13 protein-coding genes are annotated in these 22,986 nt (G+C 41.6%); 3 read left to right on the top strand and 10 right to left on the bottom strand.

The features are described from left to right. Positions 1-79 precede the first annotated feature (79 nt). The 7 genes from DW738_RS01080 to DW738_RS01050 all read right to left on the bottom strand — a co-directional run bounded on the left by DW738_RS01080 (position 80) and on the right by DW738_RS01050 (position 14,273). The gene (locus tag DW738_RS01080; RefSeq protein WP_123160099.1) at positions 80-5,926 is read right to left on the bottom strand and encodes a ZmpA/ZmpB/ZmpC family metallo-endopeptidase; all 5,847 of its coding nucleotides are present in this window, start codon (positions 5,924-5,926) and stop codon (positions 80-82) included. Positions 5,927-6,170: 244 nt separating this feature from the next. Next, positions 6,171-7,598, bottom strand: coding sequence for a glycogen synthase GlgA (glgA, locus tag DW738_RS01075; RefSeq protein ID WP_123160098.1), 1,428 nt, complete (start codon positions 7,596-7,598; stop codon positions 6,171-6,173). Next, the gene (glgD, locus tag DW738_RS01070; protein WP_123160097.1) at positions 7,598-8,734 is read right to left on the bottom strand and encodes a glucose-1-phosphate adenylyltransferase subunit GlgD; all 1,137 of its coding nucleotides are present in this window, start codon (positions 8,732-8,734) and stop codon (positions 7,598-7,600) included. Before glgD ends, glgA begins: the two co-directional genes overlap by 1 nt. Next, complete coding sequence (locus DW738_RS01065) at positions 8,724-9,866, bottom strand: glucose-1-phosphate adenylyltransferase (protein ID WP_123160096.1); 1,143 nt, start codon at positions 9,864-9,866, stop codon at positions 8,724-8,726. Before DW738_RS01065 ends, glgD begins: the two co-directional genes overlap by 11 nt. A gap of 117 nt (positions 9,867-9,983) precedes the next feature. Further along, entirely contained in the window at positions 9,984-11,885 is a 1,902-nt protein-coding gene (gene glgB, locus DW738_RS01060) for a 1,4-alpha-glucan branching protein GlgB (protein ID WP_023022736.1), read from the bottom strand. 388 nt (positions 11,886-12,273) lie between these two features. Further along, a complete protein-coding gene (gene ptsP / locus DW738_RS01055) occupies positions 12,274-14,007 on the bottom strand; it encodes a phosphoenolpyruvate--protein phosphotransferase (RefSeq protein WP_117744044.1) in 1,734 nt (577 codons plus the stop codon). A gap of 2 nt (positions 14,008-14,009) precedes the next feature. Beyond that, positions 14,010-14,273 (bottom strand): phosphocarrier protein HPr, encoded by a 264-nt coding sequence (locus tag DW738_RS01050; protein ID WP_006596636.1) that lies wholly within the window; start codon positions 14,271-14,273, stop codon positions 14,010-14,012. 430 nt (positions 14,274-14,703) lie between these two features. Between DW738_RS01050 and nrdH the strand changes: the two genes are divergently transcribed. From nrdH to nrdF, 3 genes are all read left to right on the top strand, one after another. Continuing rightward, the gene (gene nrdH, locus DW738_RS01045) at positions 14,704-14,922 is read left to right on the top strand and encodes a glutaredoxin-like protein NrdH (RefSeq protein WP_006596951.1); all 219 of its coding nucleotides are present in this window, start codon (positions 14,704-14,706) and stop codon (positions 14,920-14,922) included. 131 nt (positions 14,923-15,053) lie between these two features. Then, a complete protein-coding gene (gene nrdE / locus DW738_RS01040) occupies positions 15,054-17,213 on the top strand; it encodes a class 1b ribonucleoside-diphosphate reductase subunit alpha (RefSeq protein ID WP_123160095.1) in 2,160 nt (719 codons plus the stop codon). A gap of 122 nt (positions 17,214-17,335) precedes the next feature. Next, positions 17,336-18,295, top strand: a complete 960-nt coding sequence (nrdF, locus tag DW738_RS01035) for a class 1b ribonucleoside-diphosphate reductase subunit beta (RefSeq protein ID WP_023026617.1) — start codon at positions 17,336-17,338, stop codon at positions 18,293-18,295. A gap of 267 nt (positions 18,296-18,562) precedes the next feature. Here the strand turns inward: nrdF and alaS are convergent, their stop codons facing one another. The 3 genes from alaS to DW738_RS01015 all read right to left on the bottom strand — a co-directional run bounded on the left by alaS (position 18,563) and on the right by DW738_RS01015 (position 22,932). Beyond that, complete coding sequence (gene alaS / locus DW738_RS01025; RefSeq protein ID WP_123160094.1) at positions 18,563-21,181, bottom strand: alanine--tRNA ligase; 2,619 nt, start codon at positions 21,179-21,181, stop codon at positions 18,563-18,565. Between the two features lie 36 nt (positions 21,182-21,217). Next, on the bottom strand, positions 21,218-21,700 hold the full coding sequence (locus DW738_RS01020) for an LURP-one-related family protein (RefSeq protein WP_006596642.1): 483 nt from the start codon (positions 21,698-21,700) through the stop codon (positions 21,218-21,220). 290 nt (positions 21,701-21,990) lie between these two features. Next, positions 21,991-22,932 carry a peptidylprolyl isomerase gene (locus DW738_RS01015; protein ID WP_048717181.1) on the bottom strand — a complete coding sequence of 314 codons (942 nt, stop codon included), beginning with the start codon at positions 22,930-22,932 and terminating at the stop codon, positions 21,991-21,993. Positions 22,933-22,986 lie beyond the last annotated feature (54 nt).

Below are 22,986 nucleotides of genomic sequence, written 5' to 3'. Positions count from 1 at the left end.
TATTATTTTTATCAGAAGAGGAAGCATTATTACCAATGATAGAAAAAACTCACCTGACGAGCAGATGAGCATTTTCTTCCTATTTAAAAATAGGGGTTTTGAAACTGTCCGTTTGTTGCAGCAATTTCTTAAAGATTTTTTCTTTCAGTGAAACAGTATTGTCAAATTTGACAGAACCGTTACTTAGAGTAGCCTTATCTTTATCTACTGCTTCAGCAAATGCACGTTTCAAGTCTTCATAGCTATTGTAGGTTTTACCATCGATGTCAATAGCCTGAATTCCTTTTTTGGCACTTGTCACAACTTGATTGAAGTAAGCTTTCTTCCAATCTTCAAGGTTGTTAAATCTTCCTTCAGAAATTTTCTGAATAACGAAATCATCCCCTAGAGTGGCAAGTCCAGCTTGTTTGGACTCTTGTTTATACTTGTTCGAAGCATATCCTAAGAAGCCTTTTTCATAGCCATAGTAACCCCAAATTCTGAAGGTATTGTGTTTGAAGGACATAGCTCCTGGAGCCCCTTCACTGGTGTTGCCACCATAGATCCCTGTCATCATTGGCACAGTCACATAAGCTGAACCAAAGTCAGATGGGTTATAGACTCCATTTCCAGGACCACGATTGGTCATAAAGTTGTTGGTAATGAGGTCATCTACTGTATGCAAAGCAATGGCTTTTTCCTCATCACTCAAAGGACGGACCTTATCGAATTGATTCTTGGTGTTAGCTCCTCGGTATTGTTTATCGACCTTCTTGAACCAAGCATTGTTCAAGTCTTGACTGCCTTTATTGAGGACAGCTTCTCCTTCTAAATAATCCAGAAGCATGAGCGTATCATTATAGCCCTTCATGTAACGATCAATTTCGTCACGTGAGGTGAGGTCATTTGGATTGGTATTGTACCATTGGTTGCCATCGTTTGGACGTTCATAGGCCATGTTGAGACCTAAGGCTTTGTATTCCCCATTTGGATTGGATACAGATGGGGTTTGGAGCATTCCTTGGGCAAAGGCTTCAATATCTGTTCCTTCGCGGTGTCTCCAACCACCTAAGTAAACCATACGGTCATTGACGTGCGTCGTTTCGTGCGTAAAGGCAGAAACCCCAAAATCACTGATCATATCCGTTACCATGAAGAAGACGGAATCATCTTTATAAGGATTTCCGTAAATTCGAGCTACAGCCCCCATCCGCCAATCTGTCGCATGGTAACGATCGGTAGGCCCGTACAATTCACGGATTGGAGCAATATCTTTGCCACTATCTGTATGTCCATAACGATCTGTACTAATGCCTTTATAGTTTTGGTTATCAAGGACAGGGGTCGGCACCATATTATTGCTTTTCAAGAGCTGATTGCGAACCTTATCCGTTGCTAGACGAGACCAGAAATCTAGGTAATTTTGTTGCCCTTTAGCGACCTTATCAATTTCCGCCTTGAAGGCATTTCGTTCCGCTTCAGTGTTCTTACCGTATTTCTCGAAGGAACTGTAGGCCATGGTATTGTAGGTTGAAATCAAGAACATATGGGCATCTTTTAAGTTCAAGAGTGGCAAGATCATTTTGCCATGCACATCGTTATTTAAGCCTTCGTAAGCTCTGTGTTTCTTATTCGCAAACTCAGGAGTTGTTGTTGCTGGTTCAACGATATAGACATTCTCTTTGGTTGCTTTGATGAACCAATCATTTAGGTCTTTGTCTTCTGTGAATAGACGCATATTATAGTCTAAGAAACTATTTAACTCGCCTATACCGATAACTCCTCCGATAGCTTCGCGATAAGCTTCTAAAGTTCTATCGCCTTTAATATTACTTTCTTTAGAACCAATCTGAATCAAGAAGTCTAATACATCAACATTCTTCCCATAGAAGTCTGGTTTAAACAACATGAGTTGCTTGAGATTGACATCATCGAATTTCACCCCGTAATAACGGTTGAGGTAAGAGAGCCCCAAAAGAACTGCCACCTTGTTGTCATCAATTTTCTTGATAAGGGCCCGTTTGGCAGCCTCATCTGTGTTTAATTGATGGTCCTCATTTTCAACCAACTGTTTCACAAAATGGGTCAAATAATCCTTCACCTCTTTGAAGGATTCTTCCAGATAGAGGTTCTTAATGGCATTGACTTTATTTGGACCAGTTCTACCAAGGTGCGTGTAGATTGGATCAGATTGTAATTCTACAGGACTTAATTTTTCAACAATAGCACTAATTAGCTCAGTCCGGTCTTTGTCAACCATATTTGGCGTGTAGACCACTTCACCAAGTTCTGCTACACTGTACTCTTTCACTTGTTTGACTTTAGAATCTTTCGGTGAAATGCTAAAGATATCTTTTGTCTTATCCGAGTAATGGATCAGAATGTGGTCGGCATCAGCCAATTCTGTGACAAAATCATTGCCCTTCATGGCCGTCACAGATAAGACTTCCTTGGTCAAGAGAGGACTACCCGCAGCCAATTTGTTTCCTTGATCGACAATCCACTCTTTGTTATAGAAAGGCTGTAATTTTGCTATATTGCGATAAGCAAGTTCGCGAGCGGCGTCGTAGCCATCAATTGCCTTGTATTGATCGTCTTTGTTAAGAAGGTTATTGAGCTTGTCTTCAATCGGTTTGTCGCTGGTGAATGTATTAGCAGTAATCCCCATTGCTTCAATTTTATTCTCAGCTTCTGCAAGGGAAATACTTGGAATTTTACGGGAGTTGTTAAAGGATTTCTTACCTTCACTCACGTCCTCCACACTGAAATTCCGTTTGGTTCTTGAATAAGTGAAGTAATCATCTGCATCGATATCCGAGTGTCCGAAGACCATCTCACCTGTTTTGACTTTCATCATGGTGATGTTGTCTTCAATGGCACCCAAGGCCCAGTTGGTCCCCAGTAATCCACCAGATTGAACCGCTTCTTTCAGCTCGATAGAACCTTTAGCAACTGAATTTCTGAGAACTCCTTCTTTACCTACTGTGTGGTTATTTCCACCGTTTTGAGAAGAATAAACTAAACCTGCAGCTTTTGCTTTATTACCAGTAATTTCAGCATCAACGTATGCTTTCTCAACAACACCCTTCCAGTTTTCACCAAGAATACCTGCTAAGTACCAACCTTTGTTTCCAGCAGCATGAAGTTTTCCGATAAAGGCGACATTACTTACCTTCCCACTACCATCAATTTTATTGATAATACCAGCTACATCGTTGCCCCCAACAACATTCCCTGTTACTTTAATATTTTCGACAGTCGCATTATTCTTGATAACATTTGCAATTGGTGCTACTCGATCTGTTCCAGGCAGGTCGATTGCGACATTTTCAAGCAAGAGATTCTTAACCGAACCACCTTCGATATTCCCAAATAATGGTCGCGTAATGTTATGGATAGCAAATTTATTACCTTCTGTACTTTCCAAAATTCCCTTGAAGGCATTGGTCACATAGGATTTTCCTGTTGCTGGCACATTCGCAGCATTCATATTGCTACCAAGCTTAAAGGTACCAGTCGGATTGGCTTGCATAGCTTTTACAAGTTCGTTGAAATCGTAGTAGACGTCTCCTTCATGAGCTTTTGGCTTCGCAATGTAATGGACATAGTCCTCACTGAACTGCTTATCTGCTGTTCGTTGGATGAGATCAGGTGCTTTAGCAGTCACCTTGTATAATGATTTACCATCAATTGTGACTTCTTCAATTTTATCAACGGCCAGTTTTGTGACCTTATTATCATGGGTGGTAACCTTTAAGTAATAAGGTTTGACATCTGAAGGTGTTTCTGACAAGAGGCTACGATCGGTCTCAAGGCCTTGGTCATCCACGTTAATCAGACTGGTTTCCTTGATGTTTTTGACTTCGACTTTTTTAAGGTCAAGTCTTAGTGGTTCTTCCTTGAGAACCTCTTCTTCATCCCCATTTCCACGATCATAGACCATGGTCGTCGCAAGCGTATAATCCTTGTAGTAGTCTAAATCCAGTAAGGCAGCTGCTAAATCAGTCTCTGAAAGGGCAAAAGTTTTCACAACTTGATCACCCTTCTTCAACACAGCCTGGATGGACTTGATGGTTACCCCCTCTGGTTTGTCTAACTGATAGGTAGCTTTGGCACTACGCTCCAATTCTTCCTTATCGACCTGAGTCAAGGTCAAGGTTGGCTTAGCTAGTTCTTTGGTTCCTTTTTTAATAATCTGATCTTGGGCTTGTTCAACTACTTCTTCCGAAACCGTTGGAGCATCCGTAGTTTTGACACCTTTAATGGTCTTATAGAGCTTGGTGATTTTCTTCTTCCCATTTTTTCCTGCTTGAGAAACCCTTTCGCTTCCTTTTAGCAGGGTGGCATCTTGTTCGGTTACCGTCTTAAATGGAATTTCCTCAAAAGCGACTTCCTCTGCTTGCCCTTCAATCTCCTTGGTCCCACGACTAATTTTTTCTGTCACAGGTGCTTTTACCGTTTCAGTTGTTGTGCTGAGAGGCTCACCAATCTTCTCGCCATTGACCGTTTTATAGACACGGCGAACTTCCTGACTACCTTCCTCTCCTTTTTGAAGGATACTTTCTTCATCAGTATAGCGATTTGCATCTGATACATATTCGGTTTCATACGGAAGGACCTCTGTTTCTGTTTCTGTAACCGTTCCTTCCATTATTTGGTAAGCTGGATTCTCAGGCTGAATCGGAGCTTCCCCCACATGACCTTCTTCCTGTGTTCCCTTGGCTTCAACGACACCGGTATAAGCTGGGTTCTCTGGTTGTACAGGAGCTTCACCAACATGGCCTTCTTCTTGGTTCCCTTTGGCTTCCACCACTCCTGTATAGGCGGGATTCTCTGGCTGTACAGGAGCTTCGCCCACATGACCTTCTTCTTGCGTCCCCTTGGCTTCAACAACACCGGTATAAGCTGGGTTCTCTGGCTGTACAGGAGCTTCCCCTGCATGACCTTCTTCCTGTGTTCCTTTAGCAGTTACAACTGGAACAGGTTGAGGACTTGGTTGAATCTCCTCCTTTGTTCCAATAGCAATTATTTGTGGAACTGCTTCTTTTGTTACAGTTCTTTCAAGTACTTTGCGAACTTCCTGACCATTTACCGTACTCACTTCTGTTAAAACAGTTTGTTCCCCATTTTGCCCAGCTCTCAGAACTGTCGTTTGACCTTTGGCCAAAGTAGGATCTATTTGTTCTACAGTTTCAAATGGAATACTTTCTGTTGAAACTTCAACGTTTGGCTGGTCCACTATAGGGAAAGCAGGACTCTCTTCAGGTGTTACCTGCGATAGAGTCTTTCCTTCTGTTGCAGGTTGGGATACTGGCTTCTCCTCCACTCTTACATGAGGTTCTTGGCCCGTAGCTCTTGGATCAACTGGACAACGAAGGTAGCCAACATAGTCATAGCCTTCTATCTGGATGACAGCATTGGCTAGTTCTTTACTGCTTGCAATTGAAAGAGTCTGATTGTAGCTTGCTAATTCAATATTTTGCAAGGCTGCGGCATCAATGGATAAGAGTAAGCATTGCCCCATGGAACCAATTAATAGGAGTCCCATTACTTTTTTACGATGTTTTTTGGACAGCAAAAGAACTGCTAAAGAGGCAGTCGCTAAACTAAGGCCAGCAATCGCCAATTCGGTCGTCCCTGTTTGTGGCAGTAGACCTTGACTAGGTGTTTTCTTCTTATAGACCAGATAAAAGGTATCTTCATTTTGATATTCTTCAGGAATAGCACGAATTACTTGCGCTTGTTCCTCAGGAGTCAACTCATTTTCCGTGACATACCCCATATGAACCGTCGCTTCTGCCGTGAATTGATCAGCTTGTACAGAAGGCGCTCCTAATACACTCCCTGCAAAAAGAAGGGCTCCAATAGCAACCGGACCCACTCCGACGGATAATTTCCGAATCGAATACTTGGTAATCTTTTCAAAAGCTTGTCTTCTTTGTTTCATCCTATAACTTCCTACATAGTAATATTTGTAAATCATAGGAAGTCTCATTTATTTTGGAGAAGGTCAACACTCTCCCTAAATCAGCTTCCCGTGATTTTTTACCTTTATCTATCTTATCTTTTTTCGTATCTTTTAGCAACTTATTTTACTTAGATTTTTTCCTTTATTTCATTCCCTATATTTTAGTTGCAACTTCTTACTTCCTCAAGAAAAAAACGCCTAAAAATAGGCGTTTTCATTCATCTTATAAGGACTGATAGAGATCCGCATAGTGTTGACTAGCCGTATCCCAAGAGAAATCACGACTCATGGCTTCTCTTTGGAGACCGTACCAAGCATCCTTATCATGAGTATAAACTGTCAAAGCTTGGTCGACAGCCCAATTCAACCAATAACCAGATAGGTTGTTAAAGCTAAAACCAGTACCACTGCCATCAAGCACATTATAGGCTTGTACTGTATCTCGCAGTCCCCCTACCTCGTGAACCAATGGTAGCGTACCATAGCGCATAGCCATCATTTGAGATAGTCCACATGGTTCAAAACGACTTGGCATCAAGAAAACATCCGAAGCAGCATAGATTTCTTGCGCCAACTGGACATCAAACATAATATTGGCAGAGAGTTTATCTGGATAAGCTTGAGCAAACCAAGAAAAGGCATGTTCAAAACCAGGATCTCCCGTTCCCAAAAGAACGATTTGGATATCCTTTTGTAGAAGGTTGTGGAGTTCTTCAACCACCACATCAAACCCTTTTTGGCGGGTCAAACGAGAAACGATTCCAAACAAGGGAACATCATCACGAACCGGAAGTCCGACACGTTCCTGAAGAGCTCGCTTACTTGCTGCTTTTCCTGATAAATCATCTTTATTGAAATGATAGGTCAAGAGCGGGTCTGTTTCAGGATTGTAGAGGTCTGTATCGATTCCATTCACAATCCCCGTTAATTTACCAGATTCCATGCGTAAGATTTGATCGAGGCCACAACCATATTCAGCTGTTCTGATTTCATAACTATAACTTGGTGAAACAGTCGTCACACGATCAGCATAGAGGATCCCAGCCTTCATCCAGTTTAAGCAATCTTTCCACCGAAGAGTGCCATCTTCATAGCGCTCAAATCCAACTCCAAACAAATCCCATAACATCCCTGGGTCAAACTGCCCTTGGAACTCCAGATTATGGATGGTCAAGACAGACTTAATACCATTGTAAGCTTGAATCCAACGGTATTTTTCCTTAAGAAGGAAAGGAATCATGGCTGTATGGTAGTCATGAGCGTGGATGATATCTGGAATGAAATCTACACGTTCCATCATCTCAAGCGCTGCCAATTGGAAGAAGGCAAAACGCTCCCCATCATCAAAATCTCCATAGACGTGTCCTCTAAAGAAGTACTTTTGATTATCAATGAAGTAGAAGGTAACACCATCTCTAAAAATACGTTTTACCCCAACATACTCACTTCTCCAACCTACCTTTGTAGTAAAGTGTAGCACATCTTCAATCTGATCGCCAAATTTCGCCTCTACCATATCGTAATAAGGAAGGACGACACGGACATCATGTCCCTTTTTAGCCAAGGATTTAGGAAGTGCTCCAATCACATCTCCTAGGCCCCCCGTTTTTGAAAAAGGAGCTCCTTCAGCGGCAACAAACAATAATTTCATTATCCAATATCCTCTGTAATCACAGCACCTTTTTTAATCACAAGAGGTGCTTCTTTGGTTCCACGAATGGTTACACCAGTCTCAACTACGACGCCCTTGTCAAGAATCGCATGCTCTACGACAGCTCCCTCATGGACAACGACTCCCGGGAATAAGAGACTGCTACGAATTTCTGCCCCCTTGTGGAGATGAACACGACGAGAAATGATAGAATCATGCACCAAAGCTTCGACAATACTTCCTGATGCAAATTGCGAATTCTTAATTTGCGAACCAGGAGCATAGTAAGTTGGCTCTTCATTTTTCACCTTGGTATAAACTTTTTGATTTGGTGAGAAGAGAGACATGAATTTATTGGTTTCCAACATATCCAAGTTAGCGCGGTAGTAGGATTCAACAGAGTGAATATTGGCAATATAGCCAGTGTATTCGAATGCGAATGCTCCATATTCAACCGCTAAATCACGTAAGATATAACGCAATTTTTCTGGATGTTCTTTATGGATTTCTGCTTCTAATTTTTCAATCAACCATGGTGTATCAACGATAAAGATATCCGTTGACATATTATAGAGAGCATCTGGATCTGTTCCATCAAACAACTTTTGTCCACTTACATGATCTGTCTCATCGATTTCTAAAACCGCATTTACTTCAGAGATGTCACGATGATGCATTTTCTTGTAGACCACTGTGATTGGTCTGTCAACGGTATTGTGCAAGTGGAAGACTTGGTTCAAATCAATGTTTACTAAGATATCACAGTTAAGAGCGACTGTCTGGTTCGAACCAGAGCGTTTCAAATAGGTCAATAGTTGCTCATAATATTCCTTGCCAACGTTTGAACTTTCTACTGGAGTGTTGTAGATACCGAGATAGTAGTGACTCAAAAGAGTTGACAAGCCCCACTCACGACCAGAGCGAATATGGTCAAAGACAGAACTGATATTTTCTTGCTGGAAGATACCAAATACACTACGGATTCCTGCATTAGCGAGGCTAGAAAGCGGGAAGTCGATCAAGCGATATTTCCCATCAAATGGCAGACTGGCAACAGGACGATGATCTGTCAATGACGACATATCATGGAAGCCTACTGTGTTTCCTAAAATAGCTGAATACTTATCAATCTTCATCTGTTGCTACCCCCACTTTTTCGTTATATCCAACGACTTGTACTTCTTCCGTTCCATCGATGACAACACCTTCTGAAACAACTGCTCCTTCACCGATAATAGCACGTTTAATCACAGCACCTTGACCGATAATGGCACCACTCATGACGACAGAATCTTCAACGACTGCACCTTTACGAACTTGTGCTTCCGTAGACAAGATAGAATGTTTTACTGTTCCGTCTACCAAGCACCCATCCACTACCAAGGAATCTTCAATATGGGTATGTTCGCCAAAGAAGTTTGGTGGTGAAATCAAGTTACGAGAATAAATCTTCCAGTGACGATCCCGGCTGTCCAAGGCATTGTTTGGATCAATATATTCCATATTCGCTTCCCAGAGAGATTCAATAGTCCCCACATCTTTCCAATAGCCATTGAATTCATAAGCATAGACACTTTCTCCAGATTCAAGGTAAGTTGGAATAACGTTTTTACCAAAGTCAGACATATCGATGTCACTCTTCTCTGCAGCCACTAGCATGTTGCGAAGACGAGACCAGTCAAAAATGTAGATCCCCATAGAAGCTTTTGTTGATTTTGGCTCTGCAGGTTTTTCTTCAAATTCGACAATTCGATTGTTGGCATCCGTATTCATAATTCCGAAACGACTAGCTTCTTTTAAAGGCACATCCAATACAGCTACGGTAAGGCTTGCATTGTGATCTTTGTGAGACTGAAGCATGTCGTCATAGTCCATCTTGTAGATATGGTCTCCAGAAAGGATCAACACGTACTCTGGATTGATGCTATCGATATAGTCGATGTTTTGGAAAATCGCATGACTTGTTCCTTCAAACCAACGATTTCCTTCACTTGCAGAATAAGGTTGAAGGATAGAAACCCCAGTATTAATACCATCAAGACCCCAACTGGAACCATTTCCGATATGGTTGTTTAAGGCAAGCGGTTGATACTGAGTAATCACGCCAACATTGTGGATACCTGAATTGGCACAGTTGGATAAGGCAAAGTCAATAATACGATAACGTCCCCCAAATTGCACTGCAGGTTTGGCAATGCTTTGAGTGAGTTTTCCAAGGCGAGTTCCTTGCCCACCAGCAAGGATCAGAGCTAGCATTTCATTCTTCATTGATTACTCCTTTTTGGATTGACGAGACCTTCTTCCCAGTTCTGAGGAGAGGCACTGTGGCCTCTTCTACAGAGTTAGGAATGGGATCATAGACCGCGATCAGTAGATCACCAACAACTATTCTTTTGTTTTAGACACATTGGAACGAAGTTTTCGTTTCACTTTCCATACACTAGCTCCAAGAGCCGGTAAAGTAAAGGTTAAGGTTTGTGGATAATCTTTCCATAATCCCTCTTGAGTCTTCACTTCTTGGTTGTGCTCTTTCCAGACACCTCCCCATTTCTCTAATTCTGTATTCCAAATTTCTTCATAGACCCCAGCTACAGGGACGCCGACTGTAAAGTCCTTGCGCTCTACTGGTGCCATATTAAAGATACAAAGCAAATGATTTCCTTTTTTATCCTTACGAGTAAAGGTCAAAACGCTTTGATCTCGGTTATCTGCATCAATAATCTCAATACCATCATAGCTATCATCAATTTCCCACAACATCTTGTTGTCTTTGTAGAATTGATTGAGCTGGGAAGTAAATTCTTGCATCTTGCGGTTCATGTCATCTTCCAGATTAGACCATTCTAACTGTTCTTCAGACCTCCACTCTAAGAATTGGCCAAACTCTGAACCCATGAAGAGCAATTTCTTCCCTGGGTGACAAATCTGATAGGTCAAGAGATTTCTCAAGCCGGCGAACTGATTGTAGCGATCTCCCCACATCTTATGCATGAGACTCTTCTTGCCATGCACCACTTCATCGTGAGAAAACGGCAACAAGAAATTCTCAGAGAAAGCATACATAAAGCTAAAGGTCACCAAATTGAAATCAAATTTCCGGTAAATAGGATCTTCCTCGTAGAAGCGAAGGATATCATTCATCCATCCCATATTCCACTTGTAGTCAAAACCTAAGCCACCGTATTCTTCTGGACCAGTAATCTTAGTTCCAGATGAACTTTCTTCAGCAACCATGATCACATCAGGATGCTCAAGTTTAATCACCGCATTCATTCGTTTAAGGAAATGAATCCCCTCATAATTGAGATTTCCACCATCGATATTTGGTGTCCATGGACCACTATCGTAATCTAAGTAGAGCATGTTGCTGACCGCATCGACCCGGATTCCATCCAAATGATAAAACTCAATCCAGAATTTTACACTAGAAATAAGGAAGGATTGGACCTGGTTTTTCCCTAGGTCAAAGTTCATTGCTCCCCAACCATAGTTGTGAGCCCGATGATGGTCCTGATATTCAAAGGTTGGTGTCCCATCATAATAGGCCAAGGCATCATCATTGATCGTAAAGTGTCCGGGCACCCAGTCCACAATCACCCCAATGTTATTCAAGTGACAGGCCTCAACGAAATCCTGAAACTCTTCCGGTGTTCCGTAAGTATGTTCCAAGGCAAAGTAACCCATCAATTGATAGCCCCAACTTAGTCCGAGCGGGTGAGCCATCACCGGCATGAACTCCACATGGGTATAGTTCATTTTCACCAAGTAAGGAATCAAATCTTCCTTCAACTGAGCAAAGGAATAAGGACTTCCATCTTCATTCCGTTTCCAGGATCCAGCATGAACCTCATAGATATTAACTGGTCGAGATCGAAAACCAAGTTTTCTCCGTCTCGCCATCCACAGTCCATCTTTCCATTTCCGCTCTGGAATATCAGTAATAACCGCTCCTGTACCTGGACGTTTTTCCATGCGTACCGCTAAAGGATCCACCTTCATCAAGCGGTGGCCATTTTGTCTTGTAACATGGTACTTATAAATATCTCCCACTTGAGGTGCTGTTGTAAAAACTTCCCAAACACCAGCTTCATTTCTCACCATAGGAATTTCATTTTCTTCCCATTGGGTGAAATCACCTACTAAGTGTACTGCCTGTGCATTTGGAGCCCATACGCGGAAACAATACCCCTCCACACCATCTACTTGCTCTTTATGAGCCCCTAGATAATGTTGAAGATGAAAGTTCTCTCCGGTTCCAAATGTGTACAATGCTTGTTTCGTATCCATTCACTCACCTCTCTCGCCTCTTATGAAAGCGCTTCCTAATAGTATTATTCTACTATAAATAGTTGAAATATTCAAGATTATTTCTTGAATAATGCGATGAAAATATATGAAAATAATTCAAAACTTCCAAGTTTTCCCTGAAATTTCCTAAAATCAATTCACAATTGTTCAGCTTTCAAACTATCTTTCTAACATTATACTATAAAAATCATTGTAATTAAACCTATTTCCGAAAATTTTTAGAAAATTTAGATTTTTTGTTTTGATATAGGGATATCTACTCTATTTTTATTCAGCTACTTCCTTTATAAGACAAATAAAGTAGCAAAATAAAAAAGCTACCACCTCTTCCAAGGTGATAACTTTGTTATCAGATTCTTAAAATCAATTAATCTACGTTCACGTATTCTTTAGAAAGTTCAAGAACTTCTTCCATTGTTGAACATTCAGTAAGAGCACGGTTAGCGTATTCTTGCATCTTAGTTGTATCCAATTTCTTCATCAAGCTACGTGTACGAAGGACTGATGTAGCTGACATTGAGAACTCATCCAAGCCCATTCCGACAAGGAGTGGAACAGCTGTTTGGTCACCGGCCATTTCACCACACATACCAGCCCATTTACCTTCAGCGTGAGCTGCCTTGATAACGTTGTTAATCAAGCGAAGGATTGATGGGTTATATGGTTGGTAAAGGTATGATACTTGTTCGTTCATACGGTCAGCAGCCATTGTGTATTGGATCAAGTCGTTTGTACCAATTGAGAAGAAGTCAACTTCTTTGGCAAATTGGTCAGCCAACATTGCTGCTGCTGGGATTTCAATCATGATACCTACTTCGATGTCGTCAGCAACGGCAACACCTTCAGCAACCAATTTCGCTTTTTCTTCTTCAAGAATACCTTTAGCGGTACGGAACTCCGTCAACAAAGCAACCATTGGGAACATGATCCGCAATTTACCGTGAACAGATGCACGAAGCAAGGCACGTAATTGAGTACGGAACATTTGGTTACCAGTTTCAGAGATGGAGATACGCAAAGCACGGTAACCCAAGAATGGGTTCATTTCTTTAGGAAGATCGAAGTAAGGAAGTTCTTTATCCCCGCCGATATCCATCGTACGAACGACAACAGGTTTACCGTTCATACCTTCAAGAACCGCTTTGTATGCTTCGTATTGATCATCTTCAGTTGGGAAGTCTTGAGAGTCCATGTACAAGAATTCAGTACGATAGAGTCCAACTGCTTCTGCACCATTCTCATTCACACCTTCAACGTCTTTAGGTGTACCGATGTTAGCAGCCAACTCGAAGTGTTTCCCATCTGCAGTAACAGTTTTCGCATCTTTCAAAAGAGCCCATTCAGCTTTTTGTTTCGCGTAAGCTTCACCAGCTGCTTTAAATTCTGCGATTTGTTCTTCACTTGGGTTGATAACAACTTCACCAGTGATTCCAGATACGGCCAAAACATCACCATCTTTTACAAGATCTGTAATGTTGTTTGTACCAAGAACAGCTGCGATTTCAAGTGTACGCGCCATGATCGCTGAGTGACTTGTACGGCCACCAATGTTTGTAACAAAAGCTTTAACGAACTGTTTGTTCAATTGAGCTGTATCTGATGGGGTCAAGTCATGCGCAACCACAATTGCTTCTTCATTGATGGTCGCAGGGTTTGGCAATTTTTTACCAAGCAAGTTTGCAAGAACACGTTTGGTAACGTCGCGAATATCTGCTGCACGTTCTTGCATGTATGGGTTATCTTCCATTCCTTCAAAGATGGTGATAAACATGTCTGTAACTTCTTTTAAACCAGCCTCAGCATTCACCTTCTTCGTGCGAATTGTTTCCTTGATCTGACCAACCATTTCAGGGTCAGAAAGAACCATCATGTGAGCATCAAATACTTGTGCTGCTTCCTCACCAAGGCTCGCTACTGCATTCTCCCGAATAAGAGAAAGCTCGTTTTGTGAAGCTTCAAGAGCTGCATCCAAACGAGCTTCTTCTGCATTTGTATCTTCAACTGAGATTGTTTCAAATGACAAGTCGGGTTGAACAAGTAGATATGCCTTAGCAACGGCAACACCATCAGATGCTGCAATTCCTTTAAGCATTTCTGTCATGTTTATGCCAATCCTTCTTTTTCCATTGTTTCAGCGATTGCTGCAAGAGCATCATCAGCGTCAGCTCCTTCAGCTGAGATTACAACGTCAGCTCCTTGACCAACACCAAGGCTCATAACACCCATGATTGATTTCAAGTTAACTGATTTACCTTTGTATTCAAGAGTAATATCTGAAGCAAATTTGCTAGCAGTTTGAACCAACAAAGTTGCTGGACGTGCGTGGATACCTGTTTCTGCCACGATGTGGAAATCTTTAGAAGCCATAGTTTGACTCTCCTTTTAAAATTAGTTTTGAGTTATCTGTGATAACCCTTACAATTTGCTATTATATCATCTTCTTCATTATTTTTCAAGATTTTTATCACACACTTACTGAAAATACTTACAGGAAGCACTCAATTTTTCTCTTCTTTTGATCTTCTTTTTTTACTTTCTTCTATTAAATAAATAGAATTGCTTTCACGGACACAGTATATAGAATTTTAGGAAAAAGATAGGAATTCCTTTGACTTAAAAAACCTATATTTTATCACGTTTTCCTCAATTTTCACTAATTCTTACAATACTACATATTGTGGTATCTTCCGGTATAGTTAATTTATGTGCACAATATTTAGTTAAAACTCTTGACAAGAAAAAACCTTTTGTTTATACTAGATACAGATTTATGAATTTAGAGGAGTTAGATCACATTATGGTGACAATTTATTCAAAAAATAATTGCGTTCAATGTAAAATGACCAAACGTTTTTTAGATACCAATCACGTTGAATACCGTGAAATTAATCTAGATGAGCAACCTGAGTTTGTAGACCATGTGAAGAACCTTGGTTTCAATGCTGCGCCAGTTATCCAAACGGCAGATGAAGTCTTCTCTGGCTTCCAACCAGCTAAGCTCAAGAAATTATCTTAACATTATCAAACAGGATTTGATTGGTCTAGGGAATGGATGACTGTAGTCCTTGACTACTGTGTTCCCTGGCCCTTTTACTTGTACAGGGGAGCTTGCCTCCCCTTTGTTTTTGAATTAGAAAAAGGAACATTATGGGATTAAAATCACTTGAAGACGTAACCTACTTCCGTCTTAATAATGAAATCAACCGTCCAGTAAACGGTCAAATCATGCTTCATAAAGACAAAGAAGCCTTGGATGCTTTCTTTAAAGAAAATGTTGCGCCAAATACTATGGCCTTTGATTCAATAACGGATAAAATCAACTACCTTATTGAACACAACTATATCGAAACAGCTTTTATCAAGAAATATCGTCCAGAATTCTTGGAAGAACTTTATCAATTTATCAAAGACCAAAACTTCCAATTCAAGTCCTTCATGGCTGCCTATAAATTCTATAACCAGTATGCGCTTAAAACAAATGATGGAGAATACTATCTCGAAAGCATGGAAGACCGCGTCTTCTTCAATGCTCTCTATTTTGCAGATGGAAATGAAGACATTGCCAAAGACATCGCAAACGAAATCATCCACCAACGCTACCAACCAGCTACTCCTTCTTTCTTAAATGCTGGACGTGCCCGCCGTGGAGAATTGGTTTCCTGTTTCTTGATCCAAGTAACAGATGATATGAATGCGATTGGACGCTCTATCAACTCTGCCCTTCAACTTTCACGTATCGGTGGTGGGGTTGGAATCTCCCTCAGCAACCTTCGTGAAGCTGGAGCACCGATCAAAGGCTATGAAGGAGCTGCTTCTGGGGTCGTTCCTGTTATGAAACTCTTTGAAGATAGCTTCTCTTACTCTAACCAACTTGGTCAACGTCAAGGGGCGGGGGTTGTTTACCTCAACGTCTTCCACCCAGACATCATCGCCTTCCTTTCAACTAAGAAAGAAAATGCCGATGAAAAAGTTCGTGTTAAGACTCTCTCACTTGGTGTCGTCGTACCAGACAAGTTCTATGAGTTGGCTCGTAAGAATGAAGAAATGTATCTCTTCAGCCCATATTCTGTAGAGCGTGAATACGGAGTGCCATTCAACTATATCGACATCACTGAAAAATACGATGAGTTGGTTGCTAATCCAAACATCCGTAAGACAAAAATTAAAGCCCGTGATTTGGAAACAGAAATTTCTAAATTGCAACAAGAATCTGGTTACCCATATGTAGTCAATATTGATACTGCTAACCGCGCCAACCCAGTTGATGGCAAAATCATCATGAGTAACTTGTGTTCAGAGATCCTCCAGGTTCAAGAACCAAGCTTGATCAACGATGCTCAAGAATTCATTAAAATGGGGACCGACGTCTCATGTAACCTTGGTTCAACAAACGTAGTCAACATGATGACCTCACCTGACTTTGGTCGTTCTATTCGTGCCATGGTTCGTGCTTTGACCTTTGTGACAGATAGTTCTCACATCGTCGCTGTTCCTACGATCGACCATGGAAATAGCCTAGCGCATACCTTTGGCCTCGGTGCGATGGGACTTCATAGCTATCTTGCGCAACAATTGATCGAGTACGGATCACCTGAGTCTGTTGAGTTTACTAGCATCTACTTCATGCTCATGAACTACTGGACCCTCGTGGAATCAAACAATATCGCGCGTGAACGTGGCGTTACCTTCCACAACTTTGAAAAATCAGACTACGCAAACGGTACTTACTTTGATAAGTACACGACTGGAGAGTTTGTTCCAAAATCAGAGCGTGTCAAAGAACTCTTTAAAGACATCTTCATCCCTAATGCAGAAGATTGGGCTGAACTTCGTGATAAAGTGAAAGCAGATGGTCTTTACCACCAAAACCGTTTAGCTGTAGCACCAAATGGTTCTATCAGCTACATCAACGATGTATCTGCTTCTATCCACCCAATTACACAACGGATTGAAGAACGTCAAGAGAAGAAAATCGGGAAGATCTACTATCCTGCAGCAGGATTGTCGACGGAAACCATTCCTTACTACACTTCTGCCTACGACATGGATATGCGTAAAGTCATCGATGTCTATGCTGCCGCAACTGAGCACGTAGACCAAGGTCTTTCACTCACCCTCTTCATGCGCAGTGATATTCCAAAAGGGCTTTACGAATGGAAAACTGAAAACAAACAAACCACTCGTGACTTGTCTATCCTTCGCAACTACGCCTTTAATAAGGGAATCAAGTCTATCTACTACGTCCGTACCTTTACTGATGATGGTGGAGAAGTTGGCGCGAACCAATGTGAAAGCTGTGTCATCTAAGACACTCTGATCCACTGCTACCAAAAGTCGGTCCGCCGACTTTTTGTGCGGTATGCTAACAATTGTGTTAGAATAACAATGATTGTATGATCGAATGAATTAGAAAAAGAAAGAGATTTCAAATGGAAACTTACTACAAAGCCATTAACTGGAATGCCATCGAAGATGTCATCGATAAATCTACTTGGGAAAAGCTAACCGAACAATTCTGGTTGGATACACGGATTCCTTTGTCAAACGACTTGGACGACTGGAGAAAGTTATCTCTCAAAGAAAAAGACTTGGTTGGTAAAGTCTTTGGTGGATTGACACTCTTGGATACCATGCAGTCCGAAACTGGTGTGCAAGCTCTTCGTGCAGATATCCGTACTCCCCACGAAGAAGCTGTCTTTAACAACATCCAATTCATGGAATCTGTCCATGCTAAGTCTTACTCTTCAATCTTTTCTACCTTGAATACCAAGTCAGAAATCGAAGAGATTTTCGAATGGACCAATACCAATCCTTTCCTTCAGAAGAAGGCAGAAATCATCAATGAAATCTACCTCAATGGAACTCCTCTAGAAAAGAAAGTAGCCAGCGTCTTCCTTGAAACCTTCCTCTTCTACTCTGGTTTCTTCACACCGCTCTATTATCTTGGAAACAACAAGTTGGCTAACGTGGCTGAAATCATCAAGTTGATTATTCGGGACGAATCTGTTCACGGAACCTATATCGGCTACAAGTTCCAACTCGGATTTAACGAATTACCAGAAGAAGAGCAAGAAAAACTCAAAGAATGGATGTATGACCTACTCTACACTCTCTATGAAAACGAAGAAGGCTACACAGAGAGCCTCTATGACGGTGTGGGCTGGACAGAGGAAGTCAAGACCTTCCTTCGCTACAATGCGAACAAAGCCCTTATGAACTTGGGACAAGATCCGCTCTTCCCTGACTCAGCAGATGATGTCAACCCAATCGTTATGAATGGGATCTCAACCGGAACATCCAACCACGACTTCTTCTCACAAGTCGGAAATGGTTACCTTCTCGGTGAAGTAGAAGCCATGCAGGATGACGATTACAACTACGGATTATAAAATAAAAACCTTTCCAGACGGAAAGGCTTTTTTTGTTGCAAGCTTTTTCTAATTGGGTACGTTTCTTTTTTTGAAAAAAGAGAGGCTGGGACAAAAGTCCTAGCCTCTCAATTGTTTTTGGATTGTCGAGCAAGACGCAGTGGTTGAGTGGGCTCTACTACGCTGATTTCATCAGCTTTAACAGCCCTACTCAACTGTGCGGAGGTGGGACGACGAAATCGAATTCTAACGAATGACCGATTTCTGTCCCACTCTCTCTCCTGTTGCTTACAATTTAGCTGCTACGGCATCCAACAATTCTTGGATTTTCGCTTGGTTGCTTCCTCCTGCCATGGCCATGTCTGGTTTTCCACCACCACGTCCATCGACGATTGGAGCCAATTCTTTAACCAAGTTACCTGCGTGGATGTCTTTTGTCTTGCTGGCTACGAGAAGATTGACCTTGTCACCGATTGCTGCGACCAGAACAAGGACGTCAGAGTAATCTTTTTGTTTCCAGTTATCCGCAAAGGTACGAAGGGCACCTGCATCTGATACAGAAACTTGACTAGCAATGTAACGGTGTCCGTTTGCTTCTTGAACATGTTTGAAGACATCACCTGCCGCTGCTGCCGCCGCTTTTTCCTTCAATTCTGCATTTTCTTTTTGCAATTGACGGAGTTGTTCTTGAAGGCCTTCCACCTTGTGAGGAACTTCCTTGAGTTGAGGTACTTTCAAGGTTGCAGCGACTGCTTTCAAAGCATCTTCTTGTTCACGGTAAGCTTCGAAGGCCTCTTTACCAGTCACTGCCAGGATACGACGAGTTCCTGATCCAATTCCTTCTTCTTTAACAATCTTAAAGAGACCGATTTCAGAAGTATTGCCAACGTGGGTACCACCACAGAGTTCCACTGAATAATCACCAATGGTCACAACACGAACTTCCTTACCATATTTCTCACCAAAGAGGGCCATAGCTCCCATTTCTTTAGCTGTGTCAATATCAGTCTCAACTGTTTCCACAGCGATGGCTTCCCAGATCTTTTCATTGACTTGTTGTTCAATGGCACGCAATTCTTCAGGAGTTACCGCTTGGAAATGAGTGAAGTCAAAACGAAGGAATTCTACTTCGTTAAGAGATCCTGCTTGTGTAGCATGGTGACCAAGAATATTGTGAAGAGCCGCATGGAGCAAGTGAGTCGCTGTGTGGTTTTTCATGACACGATGACGACGGTTCGTATCGATCGCCAAGGTGTATTCTTGGTTCAAAGCAAGTGGAGCATGAACTTCAACGGTATGAAGAGCTTGTCCGTTTGGTGCTTTTTGAACATCTGTTACAGTCGCTACGACATTTCCTGTAGCATCCAAGATTTGTCCGTGGTCAGCTACCTGTCCACCCATTTCAGCGTAGAAAGGAGTTTCTGCAAAGATCAGTGATGCAGTTCCTTCTGAAACAGCTTCTACTTCCGCATTGTCTGCTACGATAGCCACTAATTTTGAAGGCAATTGACTAGCATTGTAGTTAAAGACGCTCTCAACAGTAATGTTTTGAAGGGTTTCATTTTGCATCCCCATGGATCCGCCTTTAACAGCTGATGCACGCGCACGTTCTTGTTGCTCTTTCATGGCTGCTTCAAAACCTTCACGGTCGACTGTCATACCCGCTTCTTCAGCGATTTCTTCTGTCAATTCCAATGGGAATCCATAAGTATCGTAGAGTTTAAAGACATCTTGACCAGCGATAACCGTTTGGCCTTTTTCTTTCAAATCTGCTACGATTGTTTCTGCAAAGTGTTGACCTGAGTGAAGGGTACGAGCAAATGACTCTTCTTCGCTCTTGACGATTTTTTCAATAAAATCACGTTTTTCAAGGACTTCTGGGTAGTAGCTTTCCATGATTTTACCAACGGTTGGAACCAGTTTGTAAAGGAAAGGCTCATTGATGCCCAATTTTTGACCATGCATAGATGCACGACGAAGAAGACGACGAAGGACATAACCACGGCCTTCATTTCCAGGGAGAGCCCCATCACCGATAGCAAATGAAAGAGAACGGATATGGTCTGCGATGACCTTGAAGCTCATGTTGTCACCATCTTGGTCGTAAACTTTACCAGACAATTTTTCCACTTCACGGATGATTGGCATGAAGAGGTCAGTTTCAAAGTTTGTCTTAGCCCCTTGAATCACCGCCACCAAACGCTCCAAACCAGCTCCCGTATCAATGTTCTTGTGTGGCAATTCCTTGTACTCGCTACGAGGAACAGCAGGGTCCGCGTTAAATTGTGACAAGACAATGTTCCAGATTTCGATGTAACGGTCGTTTTCGATATCTTCTGCAAGAAGGCGAATACCGATGTTTTCTGGGTCAAATGCTTCTCCACGGTCAAAGAAGATTTCTGTATCTGGTCCAGAAGGTCCAGCACCGATTTCCCAGAAGTTGTCTTCGATTGGGATCAAGTGACTTGGGTCCACGCCCACTTCGATCCAGCGGTTGTATGAATCTGTATCAGCTGGATAGTAGGTCATGTAGAGTTTGTCTTTAGGGAAGTCAAACCACTCCGGACTTGTCAAGAGTTCATAAGCCCAGGTAATGGCTTCGTCACGGAAGTAATCCCCGATGGAGAAGTTCCCCAGCATTTCAAACATAGTATGGTGACGCGCCGTCTTCCCTACGTTTTCGATATCGTTGGTACGGATGGCTTTTTGCGCATTGGTAATCCGTGGGTTTTCAGGGATGATAGTTCCATCAAAGTATTTCTTAAGGGTTGCAACCCCTGAGTTGATCCACAAAAGGGTTGGGTCGTTTACTGGAACCAAGCTAACAGATGGTTCTACTGAGTGACCTTTGGTCGCCCAGAAATCAAGCCACATTTGGCGGACTTGTGCACTAGATAATTGTTTCATGTTTTCTCCTCTATTTATTGTTTTCTATTGATTGGCTTAGGAGCCATTTTCCATCATTTCTACATAGTCAATGGCAAGACACAAGGAAATCACCAGATTGGCATATTCCTCTTCATAGACGGAAACCTGATAAGTCGACGTCAAGGTAAAGACTTGCTTGCTAATCTCTGCAACCAGCTGGTCGCGATCATCCAATAACTTGAAATCCAAATCCCAGATATTGCCTTCGATGCGTAGTCCTAAATTAGAAATTTCGTACTTATCACGGAGTAAGGTCAGTTTTTTACGGATAAAAAAACTGGAGCCATCCGCTAATTCTACAGTGAATTGAGGTAAGAGGCTAAAAGGCTTCTTCGTGATATGGCTGACCTTCTGGCCTTCCACATCAAATACCGTAAAGGTTTTAGGAATTTTCAAAAATGAACCTTCTACCTGGTATTCTACCATTCCCAGATCATTTTTGATATCAAAGCGTTCCCCTCCAAGTCGAAACTTTTGTTTGACCAGATACGTTTTCATCAGTTTCCTCCTGCAAATCCTTATGAAAACCTTTCTCTTATTAGAAAGGATCTCCGGTAGAAATGCTGAAAAAAAGACAAGCTCACTAACGAAGGGCGAAAAACCGCGGTACCACCTTCATTCAATGAACTTGTCATTCTTCATTCGATTATGTAATTGTTCTATTGAGTAGCAAAATCATTCCTCTTCCATGGCTCGCACCCCCGCCACTTCTCTGAATCTGATTCTAAATGATTTATTCTCAACTATCTCATTATACAGATAAATACAATGCTCGTCAACTAATATCCTTATTTAGAAGATGAGCTATCTTCTGTTGTTGCACCAATATTTTGCATGTATTGGTTGAAGGTTGCCTTGAAGGCATCATCTTTGACCTTGATATTGGCATTTGTCATTGCTTTGGCAATGATGCTACGGATAAAGTTGGCATCATTTTTACGTTCTGCCGTCAGAATTTCTTTCAAGCGTTTTTCGTATTTCTTCCAGTCAGATCCTTTTTCTTCCTTCTTAGTTACTTTAACGATATAGTAGGCACCAGCGCTTTTTTGACTAGCAGGATCAATAACGACATCTGAAATACCATTTACATCAAGCTTAGATGCTGCTTCCTTGACACGGGTTGGAACAGTTGTTGTTCCAGAGTCAAATTTGATTTCTCCACCCTTTTCTTTGGTGCTAGCATCTGTAGAATTTTCTTTGGCAATTTGTGCAAAGTCAGCGCCTTCAGCTTTTACACTTGCAAGAACTTCATTCGCTTTTTCTTCTGAATCCAATTTTATCACATTTGCAGTGATTTCTGGTGTATAGCTTTCAAAGGCTTTTTTATAAGCTTCGTCTGTCAACTCTTTTGAAATAGCTTGGTCAACCGCATACTCTAACAAAAGGTTACTACGGATTTGTTGTTTGTTGGTTTCTTCTGTCAACCCTTGTTGAGTGAGGTAGCTATTGAAGGCTTCACCCAATTGTTTTTTCTGCTCATCAACTTTTTTCTCAACATCTTTGTCTGAGACTTTTGACCCGTATTCTTTTTCAAAGACTTTATTAATGGTCATTTGGAACAGGTATTGTTGTGCACCTTGGTTATGTTTGATTTCATCATAGAAATCACCAACAGTGATCGTGTCACCCTTCATTGTGACGATATCTTTGTCACTGCCACCTTTTGCACAAGCTGCTAGCGCTACAACGGATAAAAGGGTCACCGCTCCAGCTACAAATTTTTTCTTCATGTTTATTTCTCCATTCTAAAATTCACTGCTTCTATTTTACCACAAATTCAAAAG

The sequence above is a fragment of the Streptococcus sp. AM28-20 genome (genome assembly GCF_003603595.1).
In the GTDB taxonomy this organism is placed as follows: Bacteria; Bacillota; Bacilli; order Lactobacillales; family Streptococcaceae; genus Streptococcus; species Streptococcus ilei.
Note: the sequence above shows the minus strand (reverse complement) of the source record. Positions and strands in the feature narration are given on the sequence as shown.

What these genes read in the sequence shown, in the direction of transcription:
- DW738_RS01080 (WP_123160099.1), bottom strand. Translation starts at nt 5,926, where the DNA reads ATGAAACAAAGAAGACAAGCTTTTGAAAAGATTACCAAGTATTCGATT.
- nrdF (WP_023026617.1), top strand. Translation starts at nt 17,336, where the DNA reads ATGGAAACTTACTACAAAGCCATTAACTGGAATGCCATCGAAGATGTC.
- DW738_RS01065 (WP_123160096.1), bottom strand. Translation starts at nt 9,866, where the DNA reads ATGAAGAATGAAATGCTAGCTCTGATCCTTGCTGGTGGGCAAGGAACT.
- nrdE (WP_123160095.1), top strand. Translation starts at nt 15,054, where the DNA reads ATGGGATTAAAATCACTTGAAGACGTAACCTACTTCCGTCTTAATAAT.
- DW738_RS01050 (WP_006596636.1), bottom strand. Translation starts at nt 14,273, where the DNA reads ATGGCTTCTAAAGATTTCCACATCGTGGCAGAAACAGGTATCCACGCA.
- nrdH (WP_006596951.1), top strand. Translation starts at nt 14,704, where the DNA reads ATGGTGACAATTTATTCAAAAAATAATTGCGTTCAATGTAAAATGACC.
- glgD (WP_123160097.1), bottom strand. Translation starts at nt 8,734, where the DNA reads ATGAAGATTGATAAGTATTCAGCTATTTTAGGAAACACAGTAGGCTTC.
- glgB (WP_023022736.1), bottom strand. Translation starts at nt 11,885, where the DNA reads ATGGATACGAAACAAGCATTGTACACATTTGGAACCGGAGAGAACTTT.
- DW738_RS01015 (WP_048717181.1), bottom strand. Translation starts at nt 22,932, where the DNA reads ATGAAGAAAAAATTTGTAGCTGGAGCGGTGACCCTTTTATCCGTTGTA.
- glgA (WP_123160098.1), bottom strand. Translation starts at nt 7,598, where the DNA reads ATGAAATTATTGTTTGTTGCCGCTGAAGGAGCTCCTTTTTCAAAAACG.
- ptsP (WP_117744044.1), bottom strand. Translation starts at nt 14,007, where the DNA reads ATGACAGAAATGCTTAAAGGAATTGCAGCATCTGATGGTGTTGCCGTT.
- alaS (WP_123160094.1), bottom strand. Translation starts at nt 21,181, where the DNA reads ATGAAACAATTATCTAGTGCACAAGTCCGCCAAATGTGGCTTGATTTC.
- DW738_RS01020 (WP_006596642.1), bottom strand. Translation starts at nt 21,700, where the DNA reads ATGAAAACGTATCTGGTCAAACAAAAGTTTCGACTTGGAGGGGAACGC.